This is a genomic window from Burkholderia sp. Bp9099 (genome assembly GCF_003857805.1).
Taxonomy (GTDB): domain Bacteria; phylum Pseudomonadota; class Gammaproteobacteria; order Burkholderiales; family Burkholderiaceae; genus Burkholderia.
Genome location: NZ_QTPU01000013.1, coordinates 184,422 through 210,531, shown reverse-complemented (window position 1 = coordinate 210,531; position 26,110 = coordinate 184,422). Strand labels below are relative to the sequence as shown.

Below are 26,110 nucleotides of genomic sequence, written 5' to 3'. Positions count from 1 at the left end.
CCCTTTCACTGCATCGACTGCATTCATTGGTAGAGAGAAAACCCATCATGAAGAAACGTACCCTGCTCGGCATGCTCACCCCTTCGTCCAACACGTCGCTCGAACCGCTGACGAGCGCGATGGTCGCCGGCCTGCCGGGCGTGTCCGCGCACTTCGCGCGCTTTCCCGTCACCGAAATCTCGCTGACGGGCCAGGCGCTCGGCCAGTTCGACGACGACAAGATCATCCAGGCCGCGATGCTGCTCGCGGACGCGAAGGTCGACGTGATCGCATGGAACGGCACGTCGTCCGGCTGGCTCGGCTTCGAGGCCGACGAGCGGCTGTGCCAGCGCATCACCGAAGCGACCGGGATCCCCGCCACGACCTCGGTGCTCGCGCTCAACGAGATCCTGAAGAAGACGAACGCGCACGAGTTCGGCCTCGTCACGCCGTATCTCGACGACGTGCAGACGAAGATCGTCGACAACTATCGCCGCTCGGGGCTGAACTGCATCGCCGAGCGCCATCTGAACCTGAAGGTCAATTTCTCGTTCTCCGAAGTGACGGGCGACCAGATCGGCGGGATGGTGCGCGAAGTGGCGAAGGCCGGCCCGCGCGCGATCTCGATCTTCTGCACGAACCTGAACGCCGCGCACCTGGTGCCGGCGCTCGAGGAAGAGACGGGCATTCCGATCTACGACACGATCTCGACCGTCGTGTGGAAGTCGCTGCAGCTCGCCGATTACGACACGCGGCAGGTGAAGGGCTGGGGGCGTCTCTTCAGCGACGTGATCTGAGGCGCGCGTCATGTCGAACGATCTCGATTTCGTGATCCGTCACGCGGACGTCGTGACGGCGGCGGACCGGTTCTCGTGCGACATCGGCATCCGCGCGGGGCGCGTGGCCATGCTCGGCCACGGGCTGCCGCGCGCGCCGCGCGAGCTCGATGCGAGCGGCATGCTCGTGATGCCGGGCGGCGTCGATGCGCACTGCCACCTCGACCAGCCGATGCCCGACGGGCTGAAGATGGCCGACGATTTCCTGTCCGGCACGCGCTCCGCGCTGTGCGGCGGCACGACCACCGTCGTGCCGTTCGCCGCGCAGGCGAAGGGGCAGTCGCTGCAGGCGGCCGTCGACGACTATCACCGGCGCGCGGAAGGGCGCGCGCTGATCGACTACGGTTTTCACCTGATCGTCGCCGATCCGACGCCGCACGTGCTGGCCGACGAGCTGCCGCGGCTGATCGCGAACGGCTACACGTCGTTCAAGGTGTACATGACCTACGACGACCTGAAGCTGAATGACCGGCAGATGCTCGACGTGCTGTCGGTCGCGCGCGAGCACGGCGCGCTCGTGATGGTGCATGCGGAGAATTCGGACTGCATCGGCTGGCTGACCGAGCGGCTGCTCGGCGACGGCCACGTCGCGCCGCATTTTCATGCGCACGCGCGGCCGGCCGTGGTCGAGCGCGAGGCGACGCATCGCGCGATCGCGTTCGCGGAACTCGTCGACGTGCCGATCCTGATCGTGCATGTATCGGGCGCCGAGGCGATCGAGCAGATTCGCTGGGGGCAGTCGCGCGGGCTGCCAATTCTCGCCGAAACCTGCCCGCAGTACCTGTATCTGACGGCCGCCGATCTCGGTCATCACGGTCACGACGGCTACGAAGGCGCGAAATGCGTATGCAGCCCGCCGCCGCGCGATCCGGCGAACCAGCAGGCGGTGTGGAAGGCGCTGAAGCAGGGCGTGTTCTCGGTATTCTCGTCCGATCACGCGCCGTTCAACTACGACGATCCGTGCGGCAAGCATCCGGGCGGGCAGGCCGTCTCGTTCGACCATATCCCGAACGGCATTCCGGGGCTGGAGACGCGCCTGCCGCTGCTGTTCGACGGCGTGCGCAACGGGCGCCTGTCGCTGCACCAGTTCGTCGAGCTGACTTCGCTGCGCCCCGCGAAGCTGTACGGGCTGTATCCGCGCAAGGGGACGATCGCGGTCGGTGCCGACGCGGATATCGTCGTGTGGGATCCGGACAAGCGCGTGCGGATCGCGAATGCGTCGCTGCATCATGCGGTCGACTACACGCCTTATGAAGGGATCGAGGTGACGGGCTGGCCGCGTCATTGCCTGTCGCGCGGCGAGCTGCTCGTCGAGGACGGCCGGCTGCTCGCGGCGGAGCCGGGGCGCGGGCAGTTCCTGCCGGCCGGCAAGCCGTGCCTCGACTGATGTCGCGCGATGCGATTGCGATGTGAGCGCCCGCGCGACGCGGCGGGCGCCGTTTCAACAGGAGCTACGATGAGCGTTTCCCTCGCAATGCGCGGCCTCGCGGCCGCGGCGATCGTCGCCGGGTCATGCGGCGGCGGCCCGGCGCTGGCTGCCGGCGGCGCGCCGCAGGATCCGCCGAGCGTCGTGCCCGAAGCGGCCGGCGTCGATTCGGCGCCGCTCGTGCGGCTGTCCGAATGGCTGCGCCGCGACCGGATGGACGTGCGCAGCCTGGTCGTCGTGAAGGACGGCAAGATCGTGTTCGAGCGCTACGGCGACGGCCTCACGCGCGACAACAACTACGAGCTGTATTCGGTGACGAAGACGATCACCGCGCTGCTCGCCGGCATTCTCGACGGCGATGGCAAGCTCGGCCCGTCGACGAAGGTCGCGCCGCTGATCGCGGCCGCGCGGCCCGATCTCGCGGGCGAACTCGCGGACAAGCAGGATATCGAGCTGCGGCACCTGATGTCGATGTCGAGCGGGTTGCGCTACACGACGCGCGAAGGCACCGATCCGCTGTACTACGACGCGCCCGACCGGCTGCAGGTTGCCGTGACGAGCCGTGCCGCGCAGCCGCCCGGCACGCATTTCGACTACATCGACGTGAACCCGGTGCTGGTCGGTACGGCCGTGTCGATCGCCGCGGGCGAGCGCGAGGACGACTTCGCGCGCGAGCGGCTGTTCGAGCCGCTCGGCTTCGCGCACTACCGCTGGAGCGGCGCCGACGGCACCGGCGCGGTGGCGGGTGGCTGGGGCCTGCGGCTGCGCGCCGTCGACATGGCGAAGATCGGCATGCTGCTGCTCGACAACGGCCGCTGGAACGGCAAGCAGGTCGTGCCGGCCGGCTGGGTCCGGCAGATGACGACGCCATCGCCGGCCGCGGCCGACTACGGCTACTACTGCTGGATCGGCCATGTCGTCGAGCGCGGCACGCCGGAATTCGGCGCGATGGGCTTCAAGGGGCAGTTCATCACGGTGCTGCCCGCGCAGCGCGCGGTCGTCGTGATGACGAGCCTGCTGCCGACCGACGGCGGGTTGCGCGACGCGACCTACCTGAACCTCTATCGGCGGATGGTCGACGACTACATCCTGCCGGCGCTCACGCCCGCGCGGCCGCCGGTCGAAAGCGCGGCAGCCACGCAGGCGCTGCGCGACGAACTCGAGCGCAGCCGGCAGACGAAGGGGGTGCCCGGTACCGCCACCGCGTTCAACGATGCGCCGGAGATTTGATGAGGATTGCAAATTTCAGTGACCATTCGTCCGTGTGGCGTTCCGATGCACGGCGGCCCGCTGCGCCGTTCATGCGCCGGCTGCTCGCACGGGTTGCCGCGTTGCTGATCGGCGGCGGGGCGCTGGCCTCGGCATTGGCACCGATGCTGTCCGTGGCGCACGCGGCCGACGCGTTGCCGCTGCATGAAACCGGCATCGCGGCGGCCGCACCCGAAGACGTCGGCGTCGATTCGCGCAGGCTCGTCGCGCTGTCGCGCTGGATCCGCGAGCAGAAGCTCGACGTGTACAGCCTGCTCGTCGTGAAGGACGGTAAGCTGATCTTCGAGCGCTACGGCGCGAACGCGTCGCGCGACTCGACCTACGAGCTGTACTCGGTGACGAAGGCCGTGACGTCGCTCGTCGCGGGCATCCTGGTCGAGCATGGCGCCGTGCAGCTCGACGAGCCGGTGGCCGCGCGGCTTGCCGCGTGGCGCCCCGAGCTCGGCGGCGCGCTCGCGGACAAGCGCGGCATCGAATTGAAGCACGTGCTGTCGATGTCGAGCGGCCTGCATTACGACTTCAGCCCGAAGGACGATCCGATCTACTACACCGCGCCGGACCGGCTGAGGCTCGCCGCGTCGGCCGCGCCGAAGGTCGCGCCGGGCACCGCGTTCGAGTACACCGACGTGAACCCGATCCTCGCGTCGGCGATGTTGAGCGCGGCGGCCGGCGAGCCCGTCGAGCGCTATGCGCGCACGCACCTGTTCGGCCCGCTCGACATGAAGCGCGCGGCATGGGAGCGCGCGGATCGCACCGGGCTCGTGTCGGCCGGCTGGGGGCTGCGGCTGCGCGCCGTCGACATGGCGAAGATCGGCATGCTCGTGCTCGACGGCGGGCGCTGGCAGGGGCGGCAGGTGGTGCCGCGGGCGTGGATCGCGCAGATGACGGCGCCGCGCGTGTCGCCGCACTTCGGCTACTACTGGTGGATCAACAACATCGTCGACAGCGAGCCGGAATTCGACGCGATGGGCTTCAAGGGGCAATTCATCACGGTGTTGCCGAAGCGCAATACGGTGATCGTGATGACGGGCGTGCTGCCGGTGGACGGCGGCCTGCGCGACGCGGAGAACGTGAAGCTGTTCCGGCGGATGGTGAACGGCTACATCCTGCCGGCGCTCGATGGCGGTGCGGCGTCGGGGCAGGGCGGCGGCGCCGGCGATACGCTTGCGGCGCTGCGCGACGAACTCGAAGTGAGTGCGCGCACCGCGGGCGTGCCCGGCACGCAGCTCGATCCGACGGATCTGCCGAAGTAGGCGCGTCGATACGTGTGCGGCGCTGCGTGTGGAGCGGGAAGTGAGTGCGTGCTCCGTGGGCGTGCCCGGCGCGCAGGTCGATTCGACGGATCTGCCGAAGTAGCGTCGGGCATGTGTCCGGTCGGCCCGATGCAGGCGGGCCGGACACACCGCGTGTCCCACATCACACCAGTTCACCCAGGCACGCGTCGAACTGCGCGACGAGCGTGTCGACATCGTCGGCCGTCGTCTGCGGACACACGAGCATCATGTTGTGGAACGGCGTGATCAGCACCCCGCGGTTCAGCAGATACAGATGCACGATGTGCTCGAGTTCGCTGTCGAGCTGCTCGCCGGCGATCGTGCCGTTGCGTGGCGGCACCGGCGTGAACTGGAACTCGGTGCGTGCGCCGATGCGCGTCACGCACCACGGCAGCCGATGCTTCGCGATCGCCTGTTCGAGCCCGGTCGCAAGCCGCGCGGCCAGTTCGAACATATGCGCATACGCGGCATCGGTCGCGACGTCGGCGAGCGTCGCGCGCATCGCATGCATCGCGAGCATGTTCGCGGTGAGCGTCGTGCCGATCCCGGAATGGCCGGGCGGTGCGCTCAGCTTCGCCTGTTTCGCGCGTTCCGCGAATTCGGCGCTGAATCCGTACACCGCGCACGGCACGCCGCCCGCGATCGGCTTGCCGACCACCAGCGCGTCCGGTTCGAGACCGTGTGCGGCCGCGTAGCCACCCGGGCCGCTGCTGATCGTGTGGGTTTCGTCGATCACGAGCAGCGTGCCGTAGCGGCGCGTGAGTTCGCGCGCCGCCTCCCAGAAGCCCGGCTCGGGCAGGACCATGCCGATATTCGTCATCGCCGGCTCGGCGAGCACGCATGCGACGTCGCCATCCTTCAGCGCCGCCTCGAGCGCGGCCAGATCGTTGAACTCGACCACGCGCGTGTTCGCCAGCAGGTCGTAGGACTGCCCCAGCAGGCTGTCGCGCTGCACCGGGCGGCCGTCGACGAGATCGACGAACACGTCGTCGACCGTGCCGTGATAGCAGCCGTTGAACACGACGATCGTGTTGCGGCCGGTGGCCGCGCGCGCCCAGCGCAGCACGAAGCGATTCGCGTCGCTCGCGCTCAGCGCGAACTGCCAGACCGGCAGCCTGAAGCGGCGCGCGAGTTCGCGCGACACCCAGGCGGCGTCCTCGCTCGGCAGCATCGTCGTGTAGCCGCGCGTCGCCTGTTCGGCGAGCGCGCGTGCGACCGGCTCGGGCGCATGGCCGAACATCGCGCCCGTGTCGCCGAGACAGAAGTCCGCGTAGCGATGACCGTCGACGTCGGTGAAGGTCGCGCCGCGCGCCTCCTTCACGACCAGCGAGAACGGGGTCGACCAGTCCTGCATCCAGTGCAGCGGCACGCCGAACAGCAAATGCTCGGACGCTTCCGCGGACAACGCGCGGGAGATCGGCATGGCTTCGGTGAATGCACGGCGCTCGCGATCGAACAGCGCGCGGGCGCGGATGAGGTCGACTCCGTGGCGGGAAGGCAAAGGCAACTCCTGGGCTGTGAAGGTGGAACAACGATAGCGCGGCGGGCGGGGGCTGAACAGACGCAGAATTACCGACACCGATGCGCAAGTGAGTACGGCATGTTCGCGGCGAATTCCTGTTTGATTTCGAGATTGCACAGGTAAATCGAAACCCGGCAGAAACATGAAGGTTTTCATGGATTCTGGTATGAGGTTTCGCGACCTATCGTGGTGGTAAGCCGTGGCGCATGCGGTCTGCCGGATGCCATCGTTGCTGGCTGTGCAGCGTATCCGACGCACGATCGCAATGGCTGGCGGGTGCTTCGATCGCACACGCATACGGCTGAGCGAAGCGAATTCCACCTCGCATTGCAGGCCAATTTCGGGATAACGGAATGCGGATTTTTCATTGCGATGGTGATCGGGCGCTCGAAACGGGCCGGCTATTTCGGCAACCGGGTTTCAACCATCCTGAAAGCGGGACCTCACAATGAAGATCCACCATCAACTCGCCGCGCTCGCCGCTTGCTGCGCATTGACCGGCCTGACGTACGCCGGGCCGACATCGCCGCAGGCGGTCGTCAAGAAGATCACGCTGACCGCGAACATCGGCGACAGTCTGTTCGTTTCGAGGCCGGACAACTCGGCGTTGGGCGATGTGGTCGAACTGAACGCGACGGGCGGCGCGCAGCAGACCGTCGGCGCAACGTTGCCGATTCGCGTGCGCGCGACGAATCCCGATATCAACGTCGTACTGTTGCGGCCGTCCGGTTCGCCGAGCGGCGTTGACGGCCTGGCCGATGTGAAGGTCGGTCTGACGGACAACGCGGGCGACCGGGGCACGGTGCCTGGCGCCGGCCGGCCGGTCCGGCTGGCGAAGCGCGGACACGACGGTTTCGACGGCTACGACGAAACTCATGACGTGAAGATCAGCGCGCACGTGCAGGACGTGCGCGGAACCGGGCAGCCGACTGTCGGCCGTAATCCGGCCAGTGTCGTGCTGGTGTTCGAACCGGCCGCGTCGGCTGGACGCGAGCCGGCGGTGGAGCGGGTTTCCGCAGTCGGCGAGTAAGGCCGTGGCCCCGTCGGACGTATCGGGCGGGGTCTTTCAGTCGAAGTTTTTGCGCATAAACATACGACAACCTATCTCTTGGGGCGCGAAATTAGATGTGAGTGTGTACTCACATTTACGGCATTAGACCAATGTAATCGGAGTAAACAACCAATTCATCCCCAGCCTCGATCGCGTCTAGGCTGCACAGTATGGTACGACGACATATGAATGGGGCGCGTTCGACCGCGACGATCAGCCCGCGAACGATGCGGTACACACGCGGCCGCCGGTCGCGCGGAACGTGGCGATCTCGGACGTGACGTTGAGCGGCGTGACTGCGTCGTGTTTCCAGGCGATCGTCGTGCAGGGGCCGGTTGCGTTCGACTACAACGGCACGCCGCCGCTGCCCGCCGTGCAGCCGATTGCCGGCGTGACGATCGGCAACTACGACTTCGGCACGCCGGTGTATCGGGCATGCCGATGGTCACATCGGCGGGGGCGATCCATGCATTCAATGTGAGCGCGATGACGCTGACGAACGTGACGATCGCCGGGCGGGCAGCAACGCGACGAGCACCGGCAAGCGGTGGCGCAACGGGGTGGAGGGGCGTTCGCGTGCGGCCGGCCGATACGCGCGAACGCGACGCGTCATGCCAGCGTCTTGACCATGTGATGTTCATCGTAGAAGCGGCCGTCGACGAACAGCGAACGCGGTTCCGTGCCGAACCGGACGAACCCTTGAGACACATACAAGCGTTCCGCGGTGCCGTTGATCTCGTTCACGCACAGGATCAGTTGCCTGCACTTCCACGCATGCGCCGCATGCGCGGTCGCGCCGTCGAGCAGCGATTGCGCAATGCCGCGGCCACGATACGCGGGGTCGACGAACACGCCCCAGATCGTCGCCTTGTGCGCGACCTTGGCGCGCGCGTCGCGGCGCACGCCCGTGATGCCGACGAGCGATGCATCGTCGAATGCGCCGAACACGGCGCGCTCGTGGGTGGGCGTGATGCGCGTCGCGAATTCGTCGACCGGGACGCCGGCTTCCTCGTCGCGGGTCGGCAGGAACGAAGTCGGCGACGAGTCGACCGCGCGCAGGCGGACGGACTGGAATTGCGCCGCGTCGGCGGCGTCGAGCAGGCGGATCGTGATCATCGGTCGGTGTTGTCGTTGGTGTGCCGGAAGGTCGGAATCTGCGGCGCGGTGCGCGGCAAGGCATCGACCGATGCTAATCGAAAACACACGCATTTGCCGGTGCGATCGGCACGCCGCATCGACAGGCGTGAAGCGCGCTACCGAGGCGCGAGTGATGGTCGGGATGACGCGTGGAGCATCGCTGCGCGTTCGCGAAGTCCGCAGGCAATCGTGCTCGGGGCGCCGAACGCATGCGCGTGGAAACGAGCCGGATGCGAACGCACCTGCCGTTGCGTTGGACGCGAACGCGTGCATGTGGCGCGCGACGTGAGGAACGTGACGACGCAGTGCCGTGCGCGACAGGCATGCCGCGCCGACTCGTGGAAGAGGGATGAAGTGAAGCGCGTGCCGGCCATTGCGCCGAAGCGCCGCCGGACACGCGAAATACGTCCGCGACGTGAGGGGGCCGCGATATATGTGATGCGCCCGATCAGTTCAGGCGCATGCGATCCGCCTCGATACCGCCTCCGCGACGTGAGGTGTCCGCGATACGTGTGATGCACCCGATCAGCTCAGGCGCATGCGATCCGCCTCAATACCGCGACAGCTGATTGCCGTTGATCTGCACGCGATCGCCCGGGCGCAGGTCGCCCGGCGACTGCACGTCGAACGAGCGCGTCGAGCCGTCGCTCACCCGCACGTCGATCCGGTAGCTGCTCGGCGGCTGGGCCGCGCCCATTTGCTGGCCGATCTGGTTGCCGGCGACGGCGCCGCCGAGCGCGCCGATCACGGTGGCCGCATCGCGGCCGTGGCCGCGGCCGAACTGGTTGCCCACCAGGCCGCCGACCAGCGCACCGACGACGGTGCCGGCGACGCCCGACGTGCCGACCGAGCCGTTGATCGGCTGGATGTTCGCGACGGTGCCGTATTGCGTGCCGTAGCCGTTGCCGTACTGGCCGCCGTAAGGCTGCGGGTTGCCGTACTGGTCGTACTGCGGCGCCTGGTTCGGATAGGCCGGCTGCTGCGGCTGCACGTAACCCGGTTGCGAATACGCGGGTTGCGCGTAGCCGGGCGTCGCGTACTGTTGCTGCGGATAGCCCGGTTGCGCGCCGTAGTAGCCCGGCGCGACACAGGCGGTCAGCGGAAGCGCCGCCACGGCGACGAGCGTGGCGAACAGAACGGTCTTCGTGGAAGGCATGCGCATCATGATGTTTCCTGCATCGGCAACGTGTTCGCCGACGAATTCCGGGACGGGTGGCGAACTCGGCGTGAGTATAAGGAAAGGGCGGATGCACGTCCGGTGCGGCCGGGTAACAACGTGTAAAGTCTGTTGCCGCGCAAATCGCGGTGCGGCGCGGCCGAGATTCGACGATGCGGTTCGCCGTCCGGCAGCCGCGTGAGGGCGCCGATTGTGCGACGATCGGCATCCGCGGGCGCCCGCCCGGTGATCACACCCCATCTTCGCGCCACGCCCGACGGGCAGCTCGCCCGCATATCGCGAAATCGAATGCGCGGCATCGCGACATTTAATTGGCCACTGGCCGCCCCGTCCGATATCGTGACCGCACATCCCTGCCAACGGTCGCGCCGTGCCGGCTGCGGTGCCTTCCCCTGTCCGCGTCGGCGTCGCGCAGCGTCCGCCCCACTCATTCCGACTCATGACCGATCGCTTCTTCACCAACGCCGTCGATGCCGGCGGCCGGCCCGTCAACCTCGTCGTCCATGACGGCCGCTTCGTCGCGATCGGCGCCGCTTGCACTGCCGCACCCGGCGCCGAAACGATCGACCTCGGCGGCCGCGTCGTGCTGCCCGGCTTCGTCGACGGCCACATCCATCTCGACAAGAGTTTCGTCGGCGACCGCTGGGTGCCGCACCAATCGGTCGACTCGCTGCGCGAGCGGCTCGTGGTCGAGAAGCGCCAGCTCGCGGCCGCGCCGCCGATCGTCGAGCGCGCGAATGCGCTGATCGCGCAGGCCGCCGCGTTCGGCACGATCGCGATGCGCAGCCACGTCGACGTGGACGCGACGACCGGCCTGTCGAACCTGCACGCCGTGATGGCCGCGCGCGAACAGTGGCGCGGAATCGTCGACATCGAACTGGTCGCGTTTCCGCAGGCCGGCGTGGCGACGTGCCCGGGCACTGCCGCGCTCCTCGATGCGGCCGTGCGCGAAGGCGCGGACGTGGTCGGCGGGATCGACCCGACGACGCTCGACGGCGACGCGGACGGCCAGCTCGACATCGTGTTCGGCATTGCCGAGAAGCGCGGCGCGAAGATCGACATCCACCTGCACGAACCGGGCGAGACCGGCATCGCGCAACTGCTGCGGATCGCGGCGCGCACGCGCGCGGCCGGCCTCGGCGGCCGCGTGAACGTGAGCCACGCGTATGCGCTCGGCCAGGTCGAACATGGCGACGTCGAGCGTGCGGCCGCGGCACTCGCCGACGCCGGCGTGTCGATCCTGACCAACGCGCCGGGCGACTGCGCATTCCCGCCGGTTCAGCAGCTGCGCGACGCGGGCGTCCACGTGTTCGCCGGCAACGACAACATTCGCGACGCGTGGTGGCCGTACGGCAACGGCGACATGCTGCAGCGCGCGATGATGGTCGGCTACCGCTCGGGCTTCCATACCGACGAAGCGCTCGGCATCGCGCTCGACATGGCGACGCACGCCGGCGCGCGCGCGCTCGGCCTCGCGCACTACGGCATCGCGGTCGGCTGCGACGCGAGCTTCGTCGCGGTGCGCGCGCCGAATGCGGCGGCCGCCGTCGCCGGCGTGCCGGCCGAACGCTGGGTGTTCCGGCGCGGCGAAAGCGACACCGGCGCGCCGTTCGCGCCGGCGCTGCGTTTCACGCGCTGACGACCCGACCGCCGTCGCGGTGCGTGCATCGCGACGGCTTCAAACTGACTGAACGATTGACCGACCACACCGGAACCGACATGACGAACCTGCTGATCCGCAACGTCCGCACGCACGCCGACGAAGCGCTCGACATCCTGATCGACGGCGAGCGCATCGCGCGCGTCGGCCCGTCGCTCGACGCGCCGGCCGGCTGCGCGATCGAGGACGGCGCGGGCGCGCTCGCGCTGCCCGGCCTCGTCGAAGGCCACACGCATCTCGACAAGACCCACTGGGGGATGCCGTGGTATCGCAACGCGGTGGGGCCGCGTCTCGTCGACCGCATCGAGAACGAGCGCAATTACCGCGCGACGAGCGGCCATGACGCGGGCGCCGCGTCGCTCGCGCTGTCGCGCGCGTTCCTCGCGGCCGGCACGACGCGCATCCGCACGCACGTCGACGTCGACACCGAAGCCGGGTTGCGCCATCTGCACGGCGTGCTCGCGACGCGCGAGACGCTGCGCGGCCAGGTGGAGATCCAGATCGTCGCGTTTCCGCAGTCGGGCGTGCTCAAGCGGCCCGGCACGGCCGCGCTGCTGTCCGACGCGCTCGGCGCGGGCGCCGACCTGCTCGGCGGTCTCGACCCGTGCGCGATCGAAGGCGATCCGGTCGAAGCGGTGGACGTGCTGTTCGGAATCGCCGAGCGTCATGGCCGCGGCCTCGACCTGCATCTGCACGAACGCGGATCGATGGGCGCGTATTCGCTCGATCTGATCCTGCAGCGCACGGCCGCGCTCGGCATGCAGGGCAAGGTCACGATCAGCCACGGCTTCTGCCTCGGCGACATCGCCGAGCGCGAGCGCGACGCGCTGCTCGCGCGGATGGCCGAACTCGGCGTCGCGATCGTCACGACCGCGCCGGCCGCGGTGCCGGTGCCGTCGGTCGTTGCGTGCCGCGCGGCCGGCGTGACCGTGATCGGCGGCAACGACGGCGTGCGCGACACGTGGACGCCGTACGGCTCGCCCGACATGCTCGAACGCGCGATGCTGATCGGCATGCGCAACGATTTCCGCCGCGACGACGCGCTCGAAGTCGCGCTCGACTGCGTGACGCACGGCGCGGCACGCGGTTGCGGTTTCGCCGACTATGGCCTGGAAGCAGGCAAGCGCGCGGACGTCGTGCTGGTCGATGCGCTGACGTTCGCCGAGGCCGTCGTCGCGCGGCCGACGCGGCGGCTCGTCGTGTCGTCGGGGAAGATCGTCGCGCGCGACGGCGCGCTGGTCTGAACCGGGCGCCGCATCGTGCCGGTTATGATCGGGCTTCCTTCAGCCTGATCTGCCGGGAGACGACGATGCGACGCACACGCACGATGGCCGCACGGGCCGCAGGATGGATCGCCGCGGCGACGTTCGCGACGGCGGCCGCGCAGGCGATGGCGGCGGGCGCGGACGGCGCGCAGCAGGAGGCGAATCGCCGCACGGTGCTCGCGTTCTACGAGAAAGGCCTGAACGAGAAGGATGCGGATGCCGCCCTCGCGTACGTCGGCGACCGGTACGTGCAGCACAACCCGAACGCGGCCGACGGCCGCGACGGTTTCCGCAAGTTCGTCGCGTTCCTGCGCGACAAGTATCCGCAGTCGCACAGCGAGATCAAGCGCTCGTTCGTCGACGGCGACTACGTGATCCTGCACGTGCACGCGGTGCGCGAACCCGGCACGCGCGGCAGCGCGATCGTGGACATCTTCCGGCTCGAACACGGCAAGATCGTCGAACACTGGGACGTGAACCAGCCGGTGCCGGAGCAGGCGGCGAACGGGAACACGATGTTCTGACGGTCGGTTTTCTCGACATGCGCCGCCGCCCGGTCGATGCCCGCCCGCATCGCTGCGCTCATTCCTGCTCGTGCTCCAGCATCGTTGCGAGCGCCTTCGTCAGTTCGCTGACCATCGGATCGGCGGTCGGCCGATGCAGGATCGCGATGTCCATGTGCTCGATCGGCGCGAAGCCGCCGTGCGCGTCGGTCAGCACGACGTGGTCGTCGGTCACCACGCGCGCTGGCAGCACGCTGATGCCGAGCCCGTCCGCGACGGCTGCCTGGATCCCGCTCAGGCTCGACGTCGTGAAGCTGATCCGCCAGCGGCGGCCGCGTTCCTCGATCGCCTTGATCATGTCGTCGCGATAAAGCCCGCGCGGTGGGAACACGACGATCGGCACCGGATCGAGGTCGATCGTCGGATGCTGCGCGCTGTCGATCCAGCGCAGTTTCTCCGGCCAGCGCACCACCGCCTCGCGGCTGTCGCGCCGCTGCTTGATCAGCACGAGATCGAGCTCGCCGCGATCGTAGGCCGCGCAAATGTCGCGGCTCAGCCCGCACGTCACCTCGAGCTTCACCTGCGGATGATCGCGCTTGAACGCGGCGAGCGCATGGGTCGTGCGGCCCGCCGCGAAATCGTCGGGCACGCCGAGCCGGATCGTCAGTGCGACGGTCGCGCCCGACAGCGCTTCCAGCATCTCGTCGTTCAGCGCGATCATGCGCCGCGCGTAGCTGAGCACCGTCACGCCGGCGTCGGTCGGCCGCACGTCGCGCGTACCGCGATCGAGCAGGCGATGCCCGGCGATCTCCTCCAGCCGCCGCACCTTCTGGCTGACCGTCGACTGCGTCGAATGCAGGCGCGCGGACGCGGTCGTGAAGCTGCCGCAGTCGGCGACCATCACGAGCGCGCGCAACAGGTCGAGGTCGAACAAAGGTCTATTCATTTCTGCACTTTTGCGGATTCGAGCATTTCATTTTCAAATGCGTGCGACGACTTTTAACATGGCCCGAGACCGCGGGCAATCGCGGTTTCGCCGGACCCGGCGCGGCTGTGCGGGCGGACTTGCAAGGAGGCACCGGGGGTTTTTCAAACGGATGGCGATCGTCGGCGCGTTTGTGTTGATGAAGCTCACGAGTGCCGCCGCCGACGGTGGCGCGCTCGAGGGGCGGCCGAGCGTGGCCACGGCGACACGGTGCGCACGTTGATCGACACGGGCGTGAAGGTCGATCACGTGAACCGGCTCGGCGCGGCCGCGCTGCTGGAAGCGATTGCGCTCGGCGACGGCGGCGAGCGCCATGTGCGGATCGTGCAGTTGCTGGTGGATGCGAAGGCGGACGTGAACCTGGTCGATTCGAACGGCGAGACACCGCTGTGGCATGCGCGCAGCCGAGGTATACGAAGATCGAGCGGATTTCGGGGGCAGCGAAAGGGCAGTGGCGTCAGCGGGAATGCGATTTGCGCGCGGTGCCGGTGTCGGGAAGCTGGCGGAGGAACTCGCCGGCCAGATTCACGCAGTAGTCGAACGACGGCGTGTAACCGAGTGTCGAGATATCGTTGAAGCGAGACTGAACGAACGTGCGACGTTCGTCGAGCAGATGCAGGAAGGTATCTCGATGGCGAACGAGAAATGCGCTTGCCTCCATCAGGCTCTCCGGCTCCCGCTCGATGACCAGGCAGAGATCGAACAGGTCTCGCGCGGTGGGACGATCTCCGCGATGCCACATTTTCTTGGCCACGATTTCCGCTGAAGTCTCGACCTTGACGATGTGGTCCATCAGCATCCATTCGTCGTAACCGGGAGACATCAGGTTTCGGGAGACCACGAAGTCGATTTCACCGTCGGGCAACACCAGTTTCACGAAACCGGCGTGTTCCTCGTACTCGGTCGTGATGTCGGATGCGGCGTCGCTGATGCGTGGGTTCACGTACCCGAGGTACTGCGGGTCGGGTACGAAGATATCGATGTCCTTGCTGACACGATGTCCGTGACGCAGCATGAGGACGGTGCCGTCGCCAAATGTCCAGAACGGATGTGCCGCGCCGTACTGGCGTATCTCGTCGATTAGCGTCAGCGTTTTGCGGAAAAGCCCCTGCCACGGGCCGTCGGGCAATTCGGCCGGTGCAGTCATGCCCATACCTCCCGGTACAGATGAAGATCCTTCGACCATGCGGCCAGGTTTTTCCAGATGGCGCGAAGCGGCGTGCCGGAGCGTGCGGCCGCTTCTTCGGCGGCCTTCACCACCACCGGCAACGGTACCTCGTCGAGGATGACGGAGATCTGCGATTCGTACCCTGCCGGAATTTGTCCCGTGGTCAGCGCGTCCGCCAGCAGTCGCTCGGTCAATTCACCCTTATAGCTGACGTTCGAGCTCACGACGGCCTTGTAGAGGCCGCTTTGGGCCGATCGCGGCTGCGCCAGGAGTTCGATGCCGAGCACGCTGAGCAACGGGATGAGCTTGTTGATTCCAAGATCCTTGACCTTGCCGGTTTCGAGCTGGTTCACCGTGAGACGAGACAATCCGGCGAGTTTTGCAAGCTGGGCCTGTGTGAGATCGAGTTCCGCCCGCCGTTTGGCAACGGCCTGACCGATTTCATAGAGTTGCATGTTCACCTCCCGACGCAGGTTCACCGCACGAAAATGTAAGTTATATCTTACATCTCGATGGTATGCATTGTCACGCATGGACGCGGGTGCGGTATAGGATGGATGGTCTGTTCAAGCGAAGAAAATGTTGCGAGAGACGGCGATCGGTCGCGCTGTATAGACATACTCGCTCGACGGAAATCCGTGAAAACTCGTTTTGTGGCAGTCAAGCATCACCCCGGGTAAACGCTCAAAATATGGAGAAAATCGTGTAAATGCCCATTTTTCGCTCATCTATTCTGCTCCTTTCCCCGATTTAATTTCCCCGACTCCCTCAATCCGCCCCACATCCATTCCTTCCGCTTGCGCTCGAAAATCAAGCGGTCTAGACTGCATCGCAGCTTCATCGAAGTCCCCGTCTTTCGCGTACCGCGCCGGGCCAGCCGGCACGACGCTCCCCAACGGACGCCCGGCGCCTTCCCCCGCCACGTCGAGACCAAAAGGACACACCATGAACCGCACTGCAAGGCTTCTCGCTTCCGCGCTGGCGTTCGCGCCGCTCGTCTCGTTCGCGCAGGACACGGCGACGATCCGCTGGGGCATCGATCCCACCTATCCGCCGTTCGAGGCGAAGCAGCCCGACGGCTCGCTCGCCGGCTTCGACATCGACCTGCGCAATGCGATCTGCGAGCAGCTGCGCGCGAAATGCGTGTGGGTCGAGCAGGGTTTCGACGGGATGATTCCGGCGCTGCGCGCGCGCAAGTTCGACGTGATCATGTCCGCGATGACGGCCACCGACGAGCGGCTCAAGCAGATCGACTTCTCGAACAAGCTGTATGCGTCGCCGGGCGCGCTCGTCGCACCGGCCGGCTCGAAGCTGCTGCCGACCGCGGCGTCGCTCGCCGGCAAGCGCGTCGGGATCGACCAGGGCACGACGCAGGAGGCCTACGCGAAGGCCGAATGGGCGACCAAGGGCGTGACGATCGTGTCGTACCAGAACCAGGACCAGGTGTATCAGGATCTCGTGAACGGCCGCCTCGACGCGACCTTCCAGGACAAGACGCAAGCCGGCTATTCGTTCCTGAAGACGCCGCGCGGCAAGGGTTATGCATTCGCGGGGCCCGACGTGACCGACGTGCGCATCACCGGCTACGGCGTCGCGATGGGCGTGCGCAAAGGCGACGCCGAGATGAAGAAGCGGCTGAACGACGCGATCGTCGCGATCCGCGCGAACGGCACGTACCAGAAGATCGCCGCGAAATATTTCGACTTCGACATCTACGGCGCCAAGCAGCAGCTGACTTCCGCGCCGTGAACCCGTGACCCTGCAATTCCATGACCCCGTGGCTCAATCAATCGACAGGCAACCCATGACGAGTATCCAGGAACGCGTCGCGAAAGCCGTGACGCCCGAACTGATCGCCGCCTTCCGCGACGAAGGCGCGGTATGCATCAAGGGCATCTTCTCGCCCGACGAAGTGGCCGCGCTGCGTGCCGGCATCGACGCGAACCTCGCGCAGCCGAGCGCGCGCGCGAAGGTCGCGAGCCGGCCCGACGATCCGGGCTGGTTCTTCGAGGACTTCTGCAACTGGCAGCACAACGACGCGTATCGCGACTTCATCGTGCGGTCGCCCGCGCCGTCGGTGGCCGCGGCGCTGATGGGCACGCAGACGGTGCGGCTGCATCACGACCACCTGCTCGTGAAGGAGCCCGGCACGCGGCAGCGCACGCCGTGGCACCAGGACCAGCCGTACTACAACATCGAAGGCGACGACAACGTCAGCATGTGGATTCCGGTCGATCCGGTGCCGCTCGAATCGACGCTCGAATTCGTCGCGGGTTCGCACCAGGGGCCATGGCTGATGCCGCGCACGTTCATGGACAAGGAGGCGAAGTGGTTCCCGGAAGGCAGCCTCGCCGACCTGCCCGACATCGAAGCCGACCGCGCGGCGTTCCCGATCCGTCACTGGGCGCTCGAGCCGGGCGACATGGTGTGCTTCCGGATGCTGACGCTGCATGCGTCGGGCGGGACGCAGAACCGCCGGCGCGCGTTCTCGATCCGCTTCGTCGGCGACGATATCCGTCATGCGCCGCGCCGCTGGAAGACGTCGCCCGATTTCCCGGGACTGGCCGACGAACTGCCCGACGGCGCGCCGCTCGAGCATGCGCTGTTTCCGGTCGTGTGGTCGCGCGGCGCGGGGCAGGTCGGGGCGATCTGAGCGGCGCGGATCGACTACGTCGCGCGACATCGAGCGACATCGAGCGACGGCAAGCGACGGCAAGCGACGGCAAGCGACGGCAAGCGACGGCAAGCGACCTTCAGCGACGCCATGCGCGCGGTGGCCGTTGCTTCGCGAAGCGGCGCGCCGCGCGTGGTCTCTTACCCGCGCTGAGGAAGGTTCAGGTCTGGTGACGTCCGGCGCCCGGCTTGAAGCGCGAGCCGAGCCGGTAGCGGTTGCCGGGATGCAGGAAGTGCACGAACGTGACGGGCAGCCCGTTCGTCCAGGTGCGGCGCGTGAGCGTGAGGCACGGCTCGTCGGCGCGCATGTCGAGCAGCCGCGCCTGTTCACCGGACGGCAGCGACGCGTCGACCACGTGCTCGATCTCCAGTTCGTAGTGCGACACGTTGTTGAACAGGTATTCGGACGGTGGCTCGGCCTGGAAATCCTGATCGATGAATTCGGGCGCGGCGGCCGGGTTCACGTAGCGATCCTCGAGCTGGATCGGGCGGCCGTTTTCCTCGTGCACGCACACCACGTGAAACACCGGCGTGTTGACCGCCAGCCCGAACGCGGCCGCGACGTCGAACGACGCGGGCTCGCGCGACTGGCTGAGCACGCGGCAGCGGTACTCGTGGCCGCGCGCGCGGATCTCGTCGCGGATGTGCGCGATCATCAGCAGGTTCGACTGCGGCTTCACCTCGGCGACGAAGGTGCCGACGCCCGCGATGCGCTTCAGCACGCCTTCCTCGGTCAGCTCGCGCAGCGCGCGGTTGACCGTCATGCGCGCGACGCCGAATTGCGCGGCGAGATCGAGTTCGGACGGAATGCGGTCCCCCGGGCGCCAGTTGCCCGCATCGACGTTCTGGCGAACGAGTGTCTTGATCTGCTGGAACGGTGCGGTGGTCTTCGTGACCATCGGGGATCCTTGGGGAAGGGCAATCGCGAAATTCTATCCCGGATCAGGGCGCGGGCAGTTCGCGAACGTCGGCCGTCGGCACGGATCCGAACGCATCGCTCAGCGCATAGCCGATCAGCTGCCGCGCGGCAGCCTCGGGTGTCGATAGCGCGCCGCTCGACTTCAGTTCGTCGAATTTCTCGCGCATCGGGAAGTTCGCTTCGCTGGTCGAGCGGATCGTCGCCTGCATGCCCGTATCGACGACGCCCGGCGCGACGCTGCAGATTCGCAGCGCGCGGTTCGCATCGAGCGCGACGGCGCGCGCGTGATGATCGAGCGCGGCCTTGGTCGCGCAGTAGACGCTCCAGCCCGCGTACGCGTTGCGCGCGGCGCCGCTCGACACGTGCAGGATCCGGCATTCGGTCGGCGCCGCTGCCGCCTGCACGAGCGCGGCCGACAGCATCAGCGGCGCCGCGACGTTCAGGCCGACCGCGCGCGCGACGAGCGCCGGATCCTGTGCGTCGAGCGGCCCGATCGGATCGACGATGCCCGCGTTGTTGAAGAGCAGCACGATCGACGCGCCGTCGACGAAGCGGCGCAGCGTGTCGCCGGCGAGCCAGGTTGCGACGGCCGACGTGTCCGACAGGTCGAGTTCGATTTCGGCGAAACGGTCGCCGGCCTGCGCGGCGAGCGACGGATGACCGCTGCGCGATACGCCGAGCACGGCGATGCCTTCCTGCAGCAATTGTTCGGCAAGCGCCGCGCCGAGGCCGCGCGTGTGTCCGGTGACGATGGCGCGCACGTGCGGCGCGAGAGAGGAGGCGATCATGGCGGTGAACGAGTGAACGAGTGAACGGTTGAAGCGTGTTGACAGGCGCGGCGCGCAGGCGGGGCGGCACGGCGTGCGGGACGGGCGATGCGCGGTATTGACCTGGCGGACGAATCCGGCCGAGCGCCGCGCGTCCGGGTGTACGCATATCGTAGCGCCGGCCTGCGCGACGCGCAAACGCGGGACGACGCCGCGCGTGAGCGCGGAGCATGCGTTCGTGCGGCCGAACGCAGGCGTCGCCGTGCGCCGCCGCACGGCCGAACCGTTGGACGAAAACCGGCCGCGGCAAGTGCGCGCGCCGCGGCGGCGAGTGGCGCCGGGCCTCACGTCGCGAGCTATCATATGGCTCGCCCGTTCGCGACGCCGGACGGGCCGCGACCGTTTCCCTTCACCCGCTGCACGCTGCGACGCCATCCATGAACACCACGCCGGACATGCCCACGCCACGCGCCCTGCGCGAACTCACGCCCCTCGAGGCCCGCATTCTCGGGGTGCTCGTCGAGAAGCAGCACACGGTGCCGGACACCTATCCGTTGTCGCTGAATGCGCTGACCGCGGGCTGCAACCAGAAAACCGCGCGCTCGCCGGTGATGAACGTCAGCGAGGACGAAGTCACGACCGCGCTCGACGGGCTCAAGCACCTGAGCCTCGTGATGGAGGGCAGCAGCAGCCGCGTGCCGCGTTTCGAGCACAATGTGAACCGCGTGCTCGGGATTCCGAGCCAGGCGATCGCGCTGCTGACGATCCTGCTGCTGCGCGGCCCGCAGACGGCCGCCGAACTGCGCCTGAACAGCGCACGCCTGCACGGCTTCGCGGACATCTCGTCGGTCGAGGCGTTCCTCGACGAACTCGCGGCGCGTGCGCAGCCGCTCGTCGTCCGGCTGCCGCGCGCGCCCGGTGCGCGCGAGAACCGCTGGATGCACCTGATGTGCGGCGAGGTGAACGTCGCCGACTACGCCGGTGCGGACGCGGGCGGCGGCGCGGATTCCGTTCCGCCGTCGGAGTTCGAGGCGCTCAAGGCCGAGCAGAAGCGGCTTGCGGATGAAGTGGCGCGGCTGAACGCACTCGTGCAGCGGATGGCGACCGAACTCGGGATCGACGTCGATACCCCGGGCGACGCCGGCTGATTGCCCGCCCGAGCCAACTCGACACCGGCGCGCATTTGAGTCGTGGATGGAGAAGCGATTCAGCCGATGCTGATTCGCGTGGCACCTGCGTCGACGAGCCGGAACAGCAGATCCTCGACGGCCGCGCCCGGCGCCGAGCCCAGGTCCGCATTGACGCGCCATCCTTGCTCCGTGCCCGCCGGTTCCGACAGATAGTGAACGATGCCGTGCAGGCCGTCCTCGGCCGGCTCGCCTGCGTCGTCGGCGTCGAACCACGCGAAGAACCATGTCCTGAACGCGTCGGTGGCCGCGGCCTCGCCGATGCCGTCGGCTTCGATCGTCGCCCAGTCCCACACGAACGGCCGGATCGACACCGCCGCCGTTTCGAGTTCGAACGCGAACGGTTCGAAGTCCAGTTGCGTGGTCGAGTCGACCATTGCCGGCTGGCCGGCCGATTCGCCTTCGGTGTGAACGATGTCGGCGCGGCACGGCAGTGCGAGCGGGCCTTCGGTGGCCAGCGTGCCGTCGGCTTTCCGGTAGGCCGGTTCGACGACGGCCGCCGGTTGCGCTGCCGCTTGTGCGAGCAGGTCGGCGTAGGGCTGGCGGATGGCGCTGAGCAGTTCGGATACGGTCATCGTGGCGTGTCGGGTCATGTTGCGTACGATCAATCACAGACAGGTGGTGCGTCGTGCCGCCTGCGCAGAAGGCGAGGCGTCATCGGCAGCGGACAGCGATGATCGTACGGTACGTCGGCCACACGCGACCACTCGGCCGAACGGCCGGCGCCCCGGGTCGCGTTGCGGCTGGCGACCGGCGGCGCTTGCATGAAGCCCGTTCCATGAAGCCCTGTCGACAGGCCCGGAAACGTCGGCAGGCGCGCGCCCGAAACGCGCGGCATCGGCGCAACGCGCCGAATGCCCGGGCGATCCGTTGCGGATCGCCGTTCTTTCGCCCGGCCTCTTGACGCAGATCGCATGCCCCCGCCGCGCCTCGCTGCCGCCTTGCGCGAGTGCCATAATCGAGCCTGCACCTCATTCCAGACGTCCCCCGGAGAATCACCATGCAGAACCTCGACAATCCTTCCCATGATCGCGAGGTAGGCAGTGCCGACGCGACGCAGGACACCACGCGTATCGACGACGTCCGCATCGGCGCCGTGCGTCCGCTGATCTCGCCGGCGCTGCTGCAGGACGAACTGCCGGTGCCGGCCGCCACGCAGACGCTCGTCGAGGACACGCGCCGCGCGATCGGCGACATCCTGCACGGCCGCGACGACCGGCTGCTGCTCGTCGTCGGCCCGTGCTCGATCCACGATCACGACCAGGCGCTCGAGTACGCCCGCCGCCTGAAGGCCGCCGCCGATGCGCTGAAGGACGACCTGCTGATCACGATGCGCGTGTACTTCGAGAAGCCGCGCACGACGGTCGGCTGGAAGGGCTACATCAACGATCCGCGCCTCGACGGCAGCTTCCGCATCAACGAAGGGCTGCGCGCGGCGCGGCAACTGCTGCTCGACATCAACGCGCTCGGCCTGCCTGCGTCGACCGAATTCCTCGACCTGCTGAGCCCGCAGTACATCGCGGACCTGATCGCGTGGGGCGCGATCGGGGCGCGCACGACCGAGAGCCAGAGCCATCGTCAGCTGGCATCGGGGCTGAGCTGTCCGATCGGTTTCAAGAACGGCACCGACGGCGGCGTGCAGGTCGCATCCGACGCGATCGTCGCCGCGCGCGCGAGCCATGCGTTCATGGGGATGACGAAGATGGGCATGGCCGCGATCTTCGAGACGCGCGGCAACGACGACGCGCACGTGATCCTGCGCGGCGGCAAGAACGGGCCGAACTACGACGCCGAACACGTCGAGGCGAGCTGCGCGGTGCTGCGCAAGAGCGGGTTGCGCGAGCAGGTGATGGTCGATTGCTCGCATGCGAATTCCAACAAGTCGCACGAGCGGCAGATCGAGGTCGCGCAGGATCTCGCGCGGCAGCTGTCGCAGGGCGAGCACCGGATCGTCGGCGTGATGGTCGAGAGTCATCTCGAGGCCGGGCGCCAGGATCTGAAGCCGGGCGTGCCGCTGCAGTACGGCGTGTCGATCACCGATGCGTGCCTGAGCTGGACGCAGACGGAGCCGGTGCTCGACGTGCTGGCGGAGGCGGTGCGGCATCGCAGGGTGTATTCGCGCAACGCGTGAGGCGGTGTGACTGCGTGGCGGGGCCGGGGACGTCCGCCGCACGGTCCGTGCGCCGGTGACGACCGGATGCCCGTCTCCGACGTTCTCCCGGTCGACATGCCGCGGCGCGCACGTCCTGTCCGCACGGACATTGATCTTCATCCGTGTCGCCCCGCCTGTCACGTCGCACTCCGAACGCACGATCCGGCGAATGCCGCTACCATGAAGCCGTGTTGCACGCTGCGGTCCGGCCACGCCGGTCCGTCATGCACACACGCAGTGGCGGCGCGGCTGGCCGCCACGCGACCGACGAAGCGCGGGGCGCTCACCGATCAGCCGTTGCGCCCGCGTCGCTTCGCTCCCGGAATCAACAACAACCGAACCGGAGTGCAATACATGAAGTTCTACAAGACCCTCATCGCGGCAACCGTCCTCGCATCGAGCGTCAGCGCGCACGCGCAGATCGCCGGCGCGCAGCCGCTCAGCGTGACCGTCGAGCAATCGCAGGCGCTGCTCGAAGGCTGGAGCGTGAAGAAGAGCGTGCTCGGCAAGGCCGTGTACAACGACGCGAACCAGAAAGTCGGCACGGTGCGCGACCTGATCGTCGCGCCGGACGGCTCGGTGTCGGCGGCGATCGTGTCGGCCGGCGGCTTCCTCGGCGTGGCCGCGCATGACGTCGCGGTGCCGATCGCGTCGCTCGACGTGCGCAACGGCAACATCTACCTGCCGGGCGCGACGAAGGACGCGCTGAAGGCCACGCCGGCATTCCAGTACGCGAAGGTGCCGTCGCCGCCGAAGCCGAAGAAGGCCGACGACAAGCACTGATCCACGCGGCCCGGCGCGCGACGTGCCGCGCCCGGCCGGCCGCGCGCCGGGCCGCGCCACGTCGCGTCGCGCGCCGATCCATTACGGGCGCAGTGCGCGCCCGCGCTCGGTCTACGTAATTCTACGTAGCCCCGCATACGTAGTTGTGCGCTTGTAAGCTGCCCCTGTCGCGCGGAATACTACGGCCCATCGCCGCGGCATCCACGAGACGCGGCACGACGCATCGACGTCACGCGGGTTCGGCGCCTGGCCGGATCCACTCAAAACCACATTGGAGACCAGGAGACGCCATGAATCGGGCTTCCAGTACCCTGCTATGGATCGCCGTCGCGCTGCTCGGCGCATTCGCGTTCGGGACGATCGCACTCGCGCACGGCGAACGCGTCAGCGCGCTGTGGATCGTGATCGCCGCAGTCTGCGTATATCTGATCGCATATCGCTTCTACAGCCGTTTCATCGCCAGCAAGGTCATGCAGCTCGACGGGCTGCGGATGACGCCGGCCGTCCGGCACAACGACGGCCTCGACTACGTGCCGACCAACAAGTACGTGCTGTTCGGCCATCACTTCGCCGCGATCGCCGGCGCCGGGCCGCTCGTCGGCCCCGTGCTCGCCGCGCAGATGGGCTACACGCCCGGCATGCTGTGGATCCTGGCCGGCGTCGTGTTCGCCGGCGCGGTGCAGGACTTCATCGTGCTGTTCATCTCCACGCGCCGCGACGGCCGCTCGCTCGGCGACCTCGTCAAGATGGAGCTCGGCACGGTGCCCGGCGTGATCGCGCTGTTCGGCGCGTTCCTGATCATGGTGATCATCCTCGCGGTGCTCGCGCTGATCGTCGTGAAGGCGCTGACGAATTCCCCGTGGGGCACGTTCACCGTCGCCGCGACGATTCCGATCGCGCTGTTCATGGGCGTCTACACGCGCTACATCCGTCCGGGCCGCATCGGCGAAGTGTCGATCATCGGCTTCGTGCTGCTGATGGCGTCGATCGCGTTTGGCCAGACCGTGCACGATTCGCCGGCGCTCGCCGCCTGGTTCACGTTCAGCGGCACGCAGCTCACGTGGATCCTGATCGGCTACGGTTTCGTCGCATCGGTGCTGCCGGTGTGGCTGCTGCTCGCGCCGCGCGACTACCTGTCGACGTTCCTGAAGATCGGCACGATCCTCGGCCTCGCGATCGGCATCCTGGTCGTCGCGCCGGAACTGAAGATGCCCGCGCTGACGAAGTTCGTCGACGGCACGGGCCCGGTGTGGTCGGGCAACCTGTTCCCGTTCCTGTTCATCACGATCGCGTGCGGCGCGGTGTCGGGCTTCCACGCGCTGATCTCGTCGGGCACGACGCCGAAGCTGATCGACAACGAAACCAACGCGCGCTTCATCGGTTACGGCGCGATGCTGATGGAATCGTTCGTCGCGATCATGGCGCTGGTCGCCGCGTGCGTGATCGAGCCGGGCATCTACTTCGCGATGAACGCGCCGGCCGCCGTGCTCGGCTCGACGCCGGAAGCCGTCGCGAACACGGTCACGCAATGGGGCTTCGTGCTGACGCCCGACATGCTGACGCAGACCGCGAAGGCCGTCGGCGAAACGACGATCATCGCGCGTGCGGGCGGCGCGCCGACGCTGGCCGTCGGCATGGCGCACATCCTGCACCAGGTGATCGGCGGCGAAGCGATGATGGCGTTCTGGTATCACTTCGCGATCCTGTTCGAGGCGCTGTTCATCCTGACGGCGGTCGACGCCGGCACGCGCGCGGGCCGCTTCATGCTGCAGGACCTGCTCGGCACGTTCCACCCGGCGCTCAAGCGCACCGAGTCGCTGCCCGCGAACCTGGTCGCCACCGCGCTGTGCGTGGCCGCGTGGGGCTACTTCCTGTACCAGGGCGTGGTCGATCCGCTCGGCGGCATCAACACGCTGTGGCCGCTGTTCGGCATCTCGAACCAGATGCTCGCCGCGATCGCGCTGGTGCTCGGCACCGTCGTGCTGTTCAAGATGAAGCGCGAGCGCTACGCGTGGGTGACGATCGTGCCGACCGCATGGCTGCTGATCTGCACGCTGACGGCAGGCTGGCAGAAGATCTTCGATGCGAACCCGAAGGTCAGCTTCCTCGCGCACGCGGCGAAGCTGCAGGCCGCGGTGGACGAAGGCAAGGTGCTCGCGCCGGCGAAGTCGATCGCGCAGATGCAGCGGATCATCTTCAACGACTACATCGATGCGGCGCTGGCCGGCCTGTTCATCTTCGTCGTCGTGGCGATCGCAGGGTACGGGCTGCTCGCCGTGCTGCGCGCGCGGCGCGAGTCGAAGCCGACCGTGCGCGAGACGCCGTACGAAGCGATGCCGGCCGCGCAGGCGCTCGGCAGCGGACGTTAAAGGGAGGC

The 26,110-nt window shown here is 67.8% G+C and carries 26 protein-coding genes and 1 pseudogene; 16 read left to right on the top strand and 11 right to left on the bottom strand.

Going from position 1 to position 26,110, the window contains the following annotated elements:
* The first annotated feature begins 47 nt into the window (after positions 1–47).
* The 4 genes from DIE17_RS17365 (at position 48) to DIE17_RS17350 (ending at position 4,763) form a co-directional block, all read left to right on the top strand.
* Complete coding sequence (locus DIE17_RS17365) at positions 48–776, top strand: aspartate/glutamate racemase family protein (RefSeq protein ID WP_124486018.1); 729 nt, start codon at positions 48–50, stop codon at positions 774–776.
* A 10-nt stretch (positions 777–786) separates the two neighbouring features.
* Positions 787–2,202, top strand: coding sequence for a dihydropyrimidinase (gene hydA, locus DIE17_RS17360; protein ID WP_124486019.1), 1,416 nt, complete (start codon positions 787–789; stop codon positions 2,200–2,202).
* Between the two features lie 69 nt (positions 2,203–2,271).
* A complete protein-coding gene (locus tag DIE17_RS17355) occupies positions 2,272–3,471 on the top strand; it encodes a serine hydrolase domain-containing protein (protein ID WP_124486020.1) in 1,200 nt (399 codons plus the stop codon).
* Positions 3,471–4,763 carry a serine hydrolase domain-containing protein gene (locus DIE17_RS17350; protein WP_124921183.1) on the top strand — a complete coding sequence of 431 codons (1,293 nt, stop codon included), beginning with the start codon at positions 3,471–3,473 and terminating at the stop codon, positions 4,761–4,763. The genes DIE17_RS17355 and DIE17_RS17350 overlap by 1 nt, the downstream gene beginning before the upstream one ends.
* A 163-nt stretch (positions 4,764–4,926) precedes the next feature.
* On the opposite strand, the gene DIE17_RS17345 is transcribed toward DIE17_RS17350, so the two are convergent.
* Positions 4,927–6,285 (bottom strand): aspartate aminotransferase family protein, encoded by a 1,359-nt coding sequence (locus DIE17_RS17345; protein ID WP_124486022.1) that lies wholly within the window; start codon positions 6,283–6,285, stop codon positions 4,927–4,929.
* A 514-nt stretch (positions 6,286–6,799) separates the two neighbouring features.
* Here DIE17_RS17345 and DIE17_RS17340 point away from each other — a divergent pair.
* Positions 6,800–7,336, top strand: a complete 537-nt coding sequence (locus DIE17_RS17340; protein ID WP_260427252.1) for a fimbrial protein — start codon at positions 6,800–6,802, stop codon at positions 7,334–7,336.
* A gap of 181 nt (positions 7,337–7,517) precedes the next feature.
* Positions 7,518–7,876: pseudogene (locus DIE17_RS38005) on the top strand (endopolygalacturonase); the annotation flags it as partial.
* A gap of 90 nt (positions 7,877–7,966) precedes the next feature.
* On the opposite strand, the gene DIE17_RS17330 reads toward DIE17_RS38005, so the two are convergent.
* On the bottom strand, positions 7,967–8,473 hold the full coding sequence (locus DIE17_RS17330; RefSeq protein WP_124486024.1) for a GNAT family N-acetyltransferase: 507 nt from the start codon (positions 8,471–8,473) through the stop codon (positions 7,967–7,969).
* A 571-nt stretch (positions 8,474–9,044) separates the two neighbouring features.
* Positions 9,045–9,659 carry a glycine zipper 2TM domain-containing protein gene (locus DIE17_RS17325; protein WP_044844961.1) on the bottom strand — a complete coding sequence of 205 codons (615 nt, stop codon included), beginning with the start codon at positions 9,657–9,659 and terminating at the stop codon, positions 9,045–9,047.
* A 451-nt stretch (positions 9,660–10,110) separates the two neighbouring features.
* On the opposite strand from DIE17_RS17325, the gene DIE17_RS17315 reads away from it, so the two are divergent.
* The 3 genes from DIE17_RS17315 to DIE17_RS17305 all read left to right on the top strand — a co-directional run bounded on the left by DIE17_RS17315 (position 10,111) and on the right by DIE17_RS17305 (position 13,120).
* The gene (locus tag DIE17_RS17315; protein WP_124921182.1) at positions 10,111–11,310 is read left to right on the top strand and encodes an amidohydrolase family protein; all 1,200 of its coding nucleotides are present in this window, start codon (positions 10,111–10,113) and stop codon (positions 11,308–11,310) included.
* Between the two features lie 80 nt (positions 11,311–11,390).
* Positions 11,391–12,575, top strand: coding sequence for an amidohydrolase family protein (locus DIE17_RS17310; RefSeq protein ID WP_124520114.1), 1,185 nt, complete (start codon positions 11,391–11,393; stop codon positions 12,573–12,575).
* A 65-nt stretch (positions 12,576–12,640) separates the two neighbouring features.
* Entirely contained in the window at positions 12,641–13,120 is a 480-nt protein-coding gene (locus tag DIE17_RS17305) for a nuclear transport factor 2 family protein (protein ID WP_124486028.1), read from the top strand.
* 58 nt (positions 13,121–13,178) lie between these two features.
* Here the strand turns inward: DIE17_RS17305 and DIE17_RS17300 are convergent, their stop codons facing one another.
* Positions 13,179–14,045, bottom strand: a complete 867-nt coding sequence (locus tag DIE17_RS17300; protein ID WP_044844964.1) for a LysR family transcriptional regulator — start codon at positions 14,043–14,045, stop codon at positions 13,179–13,181.
* Positions 14,046–14,078: 33 nt separating this feature from the next.
* The gene (locus tag DIE17_RS38330) at positions 14,079–14,399 is read right to left on the bottom strand and encodes a hypothetical protein (protein WP_185500305.1); all 321 of its coding nucleotides are present in this window, start codon (positions 14,397–14,399) and stop codon (positions 14,079–14,081) included.
* Here DIE17_RS38330 and DIE17_RS38325 point away from each other — a divergent pair.
* Complete coding sequence (locus tag DIE17_RS38325; RefSeq protein WP_311768787.1) at positions 14,295–14,660, top strand: ankyrin repeat domain-containing protein; 366 nt, start codon at positions 14,295–14,297, stop codon at positions 14,658–14,660. The genes DIE17_RS38330 and DIE17_RS38325 overlap by 105 nt on opposite strands.
* On the opposite strand, the gene DIE17_RS17290 is transcribed toward DIE17_RS38325, so the two are convergent.
* The 3 genes from DIE17_RS17290 to DIE17_RS37465 form a co-directional block, all read right to left on the bottom strand.
* Positions 14,542–15,231 carry a nucleotidyl transferase AbiEii/AbiGii toxin family protein gene (locus DIE17_RS17290; protein WP_124921181.1) on the bottom strand — a complete coding sequence of 230 codons (690 nt, stop codon included), beginning with the start codon at positions 15,229–15,231 and terminating at the stop codon, positions 14,542–14,544. The two genes, DIE17_RS38325 and DIE17_RS17290, sit on opposite strands and share 119 nt — an antisense overlap.
* On the bottom strand, positions 15,228–15,707 hold the full coding sequence (locus DIE17_RS17285) for a helix-turn-helix domain-containing protein (RefSeq protein WP_124486031.1): 480 nt from the start codon (positions 15,705–15,707) through the stop codon (positions 15,228–15,230). The genes DIE17_RS17290 and DIE17_RS17285 overlap by 4 nt, the downstream gene beginning before the upstream one ends.
* 111 nt (positions 15,708–15,818) lie before the next feature.
* Positions 15,819–15,980, bottom strand: a complete 162-nt coding sequence (locus DIE17_RS37465; protein WP_185640962.1) for a hypothetical protein — start codon at positions 15,978–15,980, stop codon at positions 15,819–15,821.
* Positions 15,981–16,197: 217 nt separating this feature from the next.
* Between DIE17_RS37465 and DIE17_RS17280 the strand changes: the two genes are divergently transcribed.
* Both DIE17_RS17280 and DIE17_RS17275 read left to right on the top strand, forming a co-directional pair.
* Positions 16,198–17,001, top strand: a complete 804-nt coding sequence (locus DIE17_RS17280; RefSeq protein WP_124486032.1) for an ABC transporter substrate-binding protein — start codon at positions 16,198–16,200, stop codon at positions 16,999–17,001.
* 55 nt (positions 17,002–17,056) lie between these two features.
* Positions 17,057–17,905 carry a phytanoyl-CoA dioxygenase family protein gene (locus DIE17_RS17275; RefSeq protein ID WP_044844966.1) on the top strand — a complete coding sequence of 283 codons (849 nt, stop codon included), beginning with the start codon at positions 17,057–17,059 and terminating at the stop codon, positions 17,903–17,905.
* 181 nt (positions 17,906–18,086) lie between these two features.
* Here the strand turns inward: DIE17_RS17275 and hutC are convergent, their stop codons facing one another.
* Both hutC and DIE17_RS17265 read right to left on the bottom strand, forming a co-directional pair.
* Positions 18,087–18,824, bottom strand: a complete 738-nt coding sequence (gene hutC, locus DIE17_RS17270) for a histidine utilization repressor (RefSeq protein WP_124921180.1) — start codon at positions 18,822–18,824, stop codon at positions 18,087–18,089.
* A 43-nt stretch (positions 18,825–18,867) separates the two neighbouring features.
* Positions 18,868–19,632 (bottom strand): SDR family oxidoreductase, encoded by a 765-nt coding sequence (locus DIE17_RS17265; protein WP_124520112.1) that lies wholly within the window; start codon positions 19,630–19,632, stop codon positions 18,868–18,870.
* A 416-nt stretch (positions 19,633–20,048) separates the two neighbouring features.
* Between DIE17_RS17265 and DIE17_RS17260 the strand changes: the two genes are divergently transcribed.
* The gene (locus DIE17_RS17260; protein ID WP_044844969.1) at positions 20,049–20,759 is read left to right on the top strand and encodes a YceH family protein; all 711 of its coding nucleotides are present in this window, start codon (positions 20,049–20,051) and stop codon (positions 20,757–20,759) included.
* 59 nt (positions 20,760–20,818) lie between these two features.
* On the opposite strand, the gene DIE17_RS17255 is transcribed toward DIE17_RS17260, so the two are convergent.
* The gene (locus DIE17_RS17255) at positions 20,819–21,373 is read right to left on the bottom strand and encodes a hypothetical protein (RefSeq protein ID WP_124486034.1); all 555 of its coding nucleotides are present in this window, start codon (positions 21,371–21,373) and stop codon (positions 20,819–20,821) included.
* 425 nt (positions 21,374–21,798) lie between these two features.
* Between DIE17_RS17255 and DIE17_RS17250 the strand changes: the two genes are divergently transcribed.
* The 3 genes from DIE17_RS17250 (at position 21,799) to DIE17_RS17235 (ending at position 26,102) form a co-directional block, all read left to right on the top strand.
* Positions 21,799–22,929, top strand: coding sequence for a 3-deoxy-7-phosphoheptulonate synthase (locus tag DIE17_RS17250; RefSeq protein WP_014900794.1), 1,131 nt, complete (start codon positions 21,799–21,801; stop codon positions 22,927–22,929).
* A 375-nt stretch (positions 22,930–23,304) separates the two neighbouring features.
* Positions 23,305–23,733: a PRC-barrel domain-containing protein gene (locus DIE17_RS17240; RefSeq protein WP_124520109.1), complete on the top strand. Its 429-nt coding sequence runs from the start codon at positions 23,305–23,307 to the stop codon at positions 23,731–23,733.
* Positions 23,734–24,023: 290 nt separating this feature from the next.
* Positions 24,024–26,102 (top strand): carbon starvation CstA family protein, encoded by a 2,079-nt coding sequence (locus tag DIE17_RS17235; RefSeq protein ID WP_124520108.1) that lies wholly within the window; start codon positions 24,024–24,026, stop codon positions 26,100–26,102.
* Positions 26,103–26,110: the final 8 nt, after the last annotated feature.

Coding starts and splice junctions, on each gene's coding strand:
- DIE17_RS17365 (WP_124486018.1), top strand. CDS start 48: ATGAAGAAACGTACCCTGCTCGGCATGCTCACCCCTTCGTCCAACACG.
- hydA (WP_124486019.1), top strand. CDS start 787: ATGTCGAACGATCTCGATTTCGTGATCCGTCACGCGGACGTCGTGACG.
- DIE17_RS17355 (WP_124486020.1), top strand. CDS start 2,272: ATGAGCGTTTCCCTCGCAATGCGCGGCCTCGCGGCCGCGGCGATCGTC.
- DIE17_RS17350 (WP_124921183.1), top strand. CDS start 3,471: ATGAGGATTGCAAATTTCAGTGACCATTCGTCCGTGTGGCGTTCCGAT.
- DIE17_RS17330 (WP_124486024.1), bottom strand. CDS start 8,473: ATGATCACGATCCGCCTGCTCGACGCCGCCGACGCGGCGCAATTCCAG.
- DIE17_RS17325 (WP_044844961.1), bottom strand. CDS start 9,659: ATGATGCGCATGCCTTCCACGAAGACCGTTCTGTTCGCCACGCTCGTC.
- DIE17_RS17315 (WP_124921182.1), top strand. CDS start 10,111: ATGACCGATCGCTTCTTCACCAACGCCGTCGATGCCGGCGGCCGGCCC.
- DIE17_RS17310 (WP_124520114.1), top strand. CDS start 11,391: ATGACGAACCTGCTGATCCGCAACGTCCGCACGCACGCCGACGAAGCG.
- DIE17_RS17305 (WP_124486028.1), top strand. CDS start 12,641: ATGCGACGCACACGCACGATGGCCGCACGGGCCGCAGGATGGATCGCC.
- DIE17_RS17300 (WP_044844964.1), bottom strand. CDS start 14,045: ATGAATAGACCTTTGTTCGACCTCGACCTGTTGCGCGCGCTCGTGATG.
- DIE17_RS38330 (WP_185500305.1), bottom strand. CDS start 14,399: ATGGCGCTCGCCGCCGTCGCCGAGCGCAATCGCTTCCAGCAGCGCGGC.
- DIE17_RS17290 (WP_124921181.1), bottom strand. CDS start 15,231: ATGACTGCACCGGCCGAATTGCCCGACGGCCCGTGGCAGGGGCTTTTC.
- DIE17_RS17285 (WP_124486031.1), bottom strand. CDS start 15,707: ATGCAACTCTATGAAATCGGTCAGGCCGTTGCCAAACGGCGGGCGGAA.
- DIE17_RS37465 (WP_185640962.1), bottom strand. CDS start 15,980: ATGAGCGAAAAATGGGCATTTACACGATTTTCTCCATATTTTGAGCGT.
- DIE17_RS17280 (WP_124486032.1), top strand. CDS start 16,198: ATGAACCGCACTGCAAGGCTTCTCGCTTCCGCGCTGGCGTTCGCGCCG.
- DIE17_RS17275 (WP_044844966.1), top strand. CDS start 17,057: ATGACGAGTATCCAGGAACGCGTCGCGAAAGCCGTGACGCCCGAACTG.
- hutC (WP_124921180.1), bottom strand. CDS start 18,824: ATGGTCACGAAGACCACCGCACCGTTCCAGCAGATCAAGACACTCGTT.
- DIE17_RS17265 (WP_124520112.1), bottom strand. CDS start 19,632: ATGATCGCCTCCTCTCTCGCGCCGCACGTGCGCGCCATCGTCACCGGA.
- DIE17_RS17260 (WP_044844969.1), top strand. CDS start 20,049: ATGAACACCACGCCGGACATGCCCACGCCACGCGCCCTGCGCGAACTC.
- DIE17_RS17255 (WP_124486034.1), bottom strand. CDS start 21,373: ATGACCGTATCCGAACTGCTCAGCGCCATCCGCCAGCCCTACGCCGAC.
- DIE17_RS17250 (WP_014900794.1), top strand. CDS start 21,799: ATGCAGAACCTCGACAATCCTTCCCATGATCGCGAGGTAGGCAGTGCC.
- DIE17_RS17240 (WP_124520109.1), top strand. CDS start 23,305: ATGAAGTTCTACAAGACCCTCATCGCGGCAACCGTCCTCGCATCGAGC.
- DIE17_RS17235 (WP_124520108.1), top strand. CDS start 24,024: ATGAATCGGGCTTCCAGTACCCTGCTATGGATCGCCGTCGCGCTGCTC.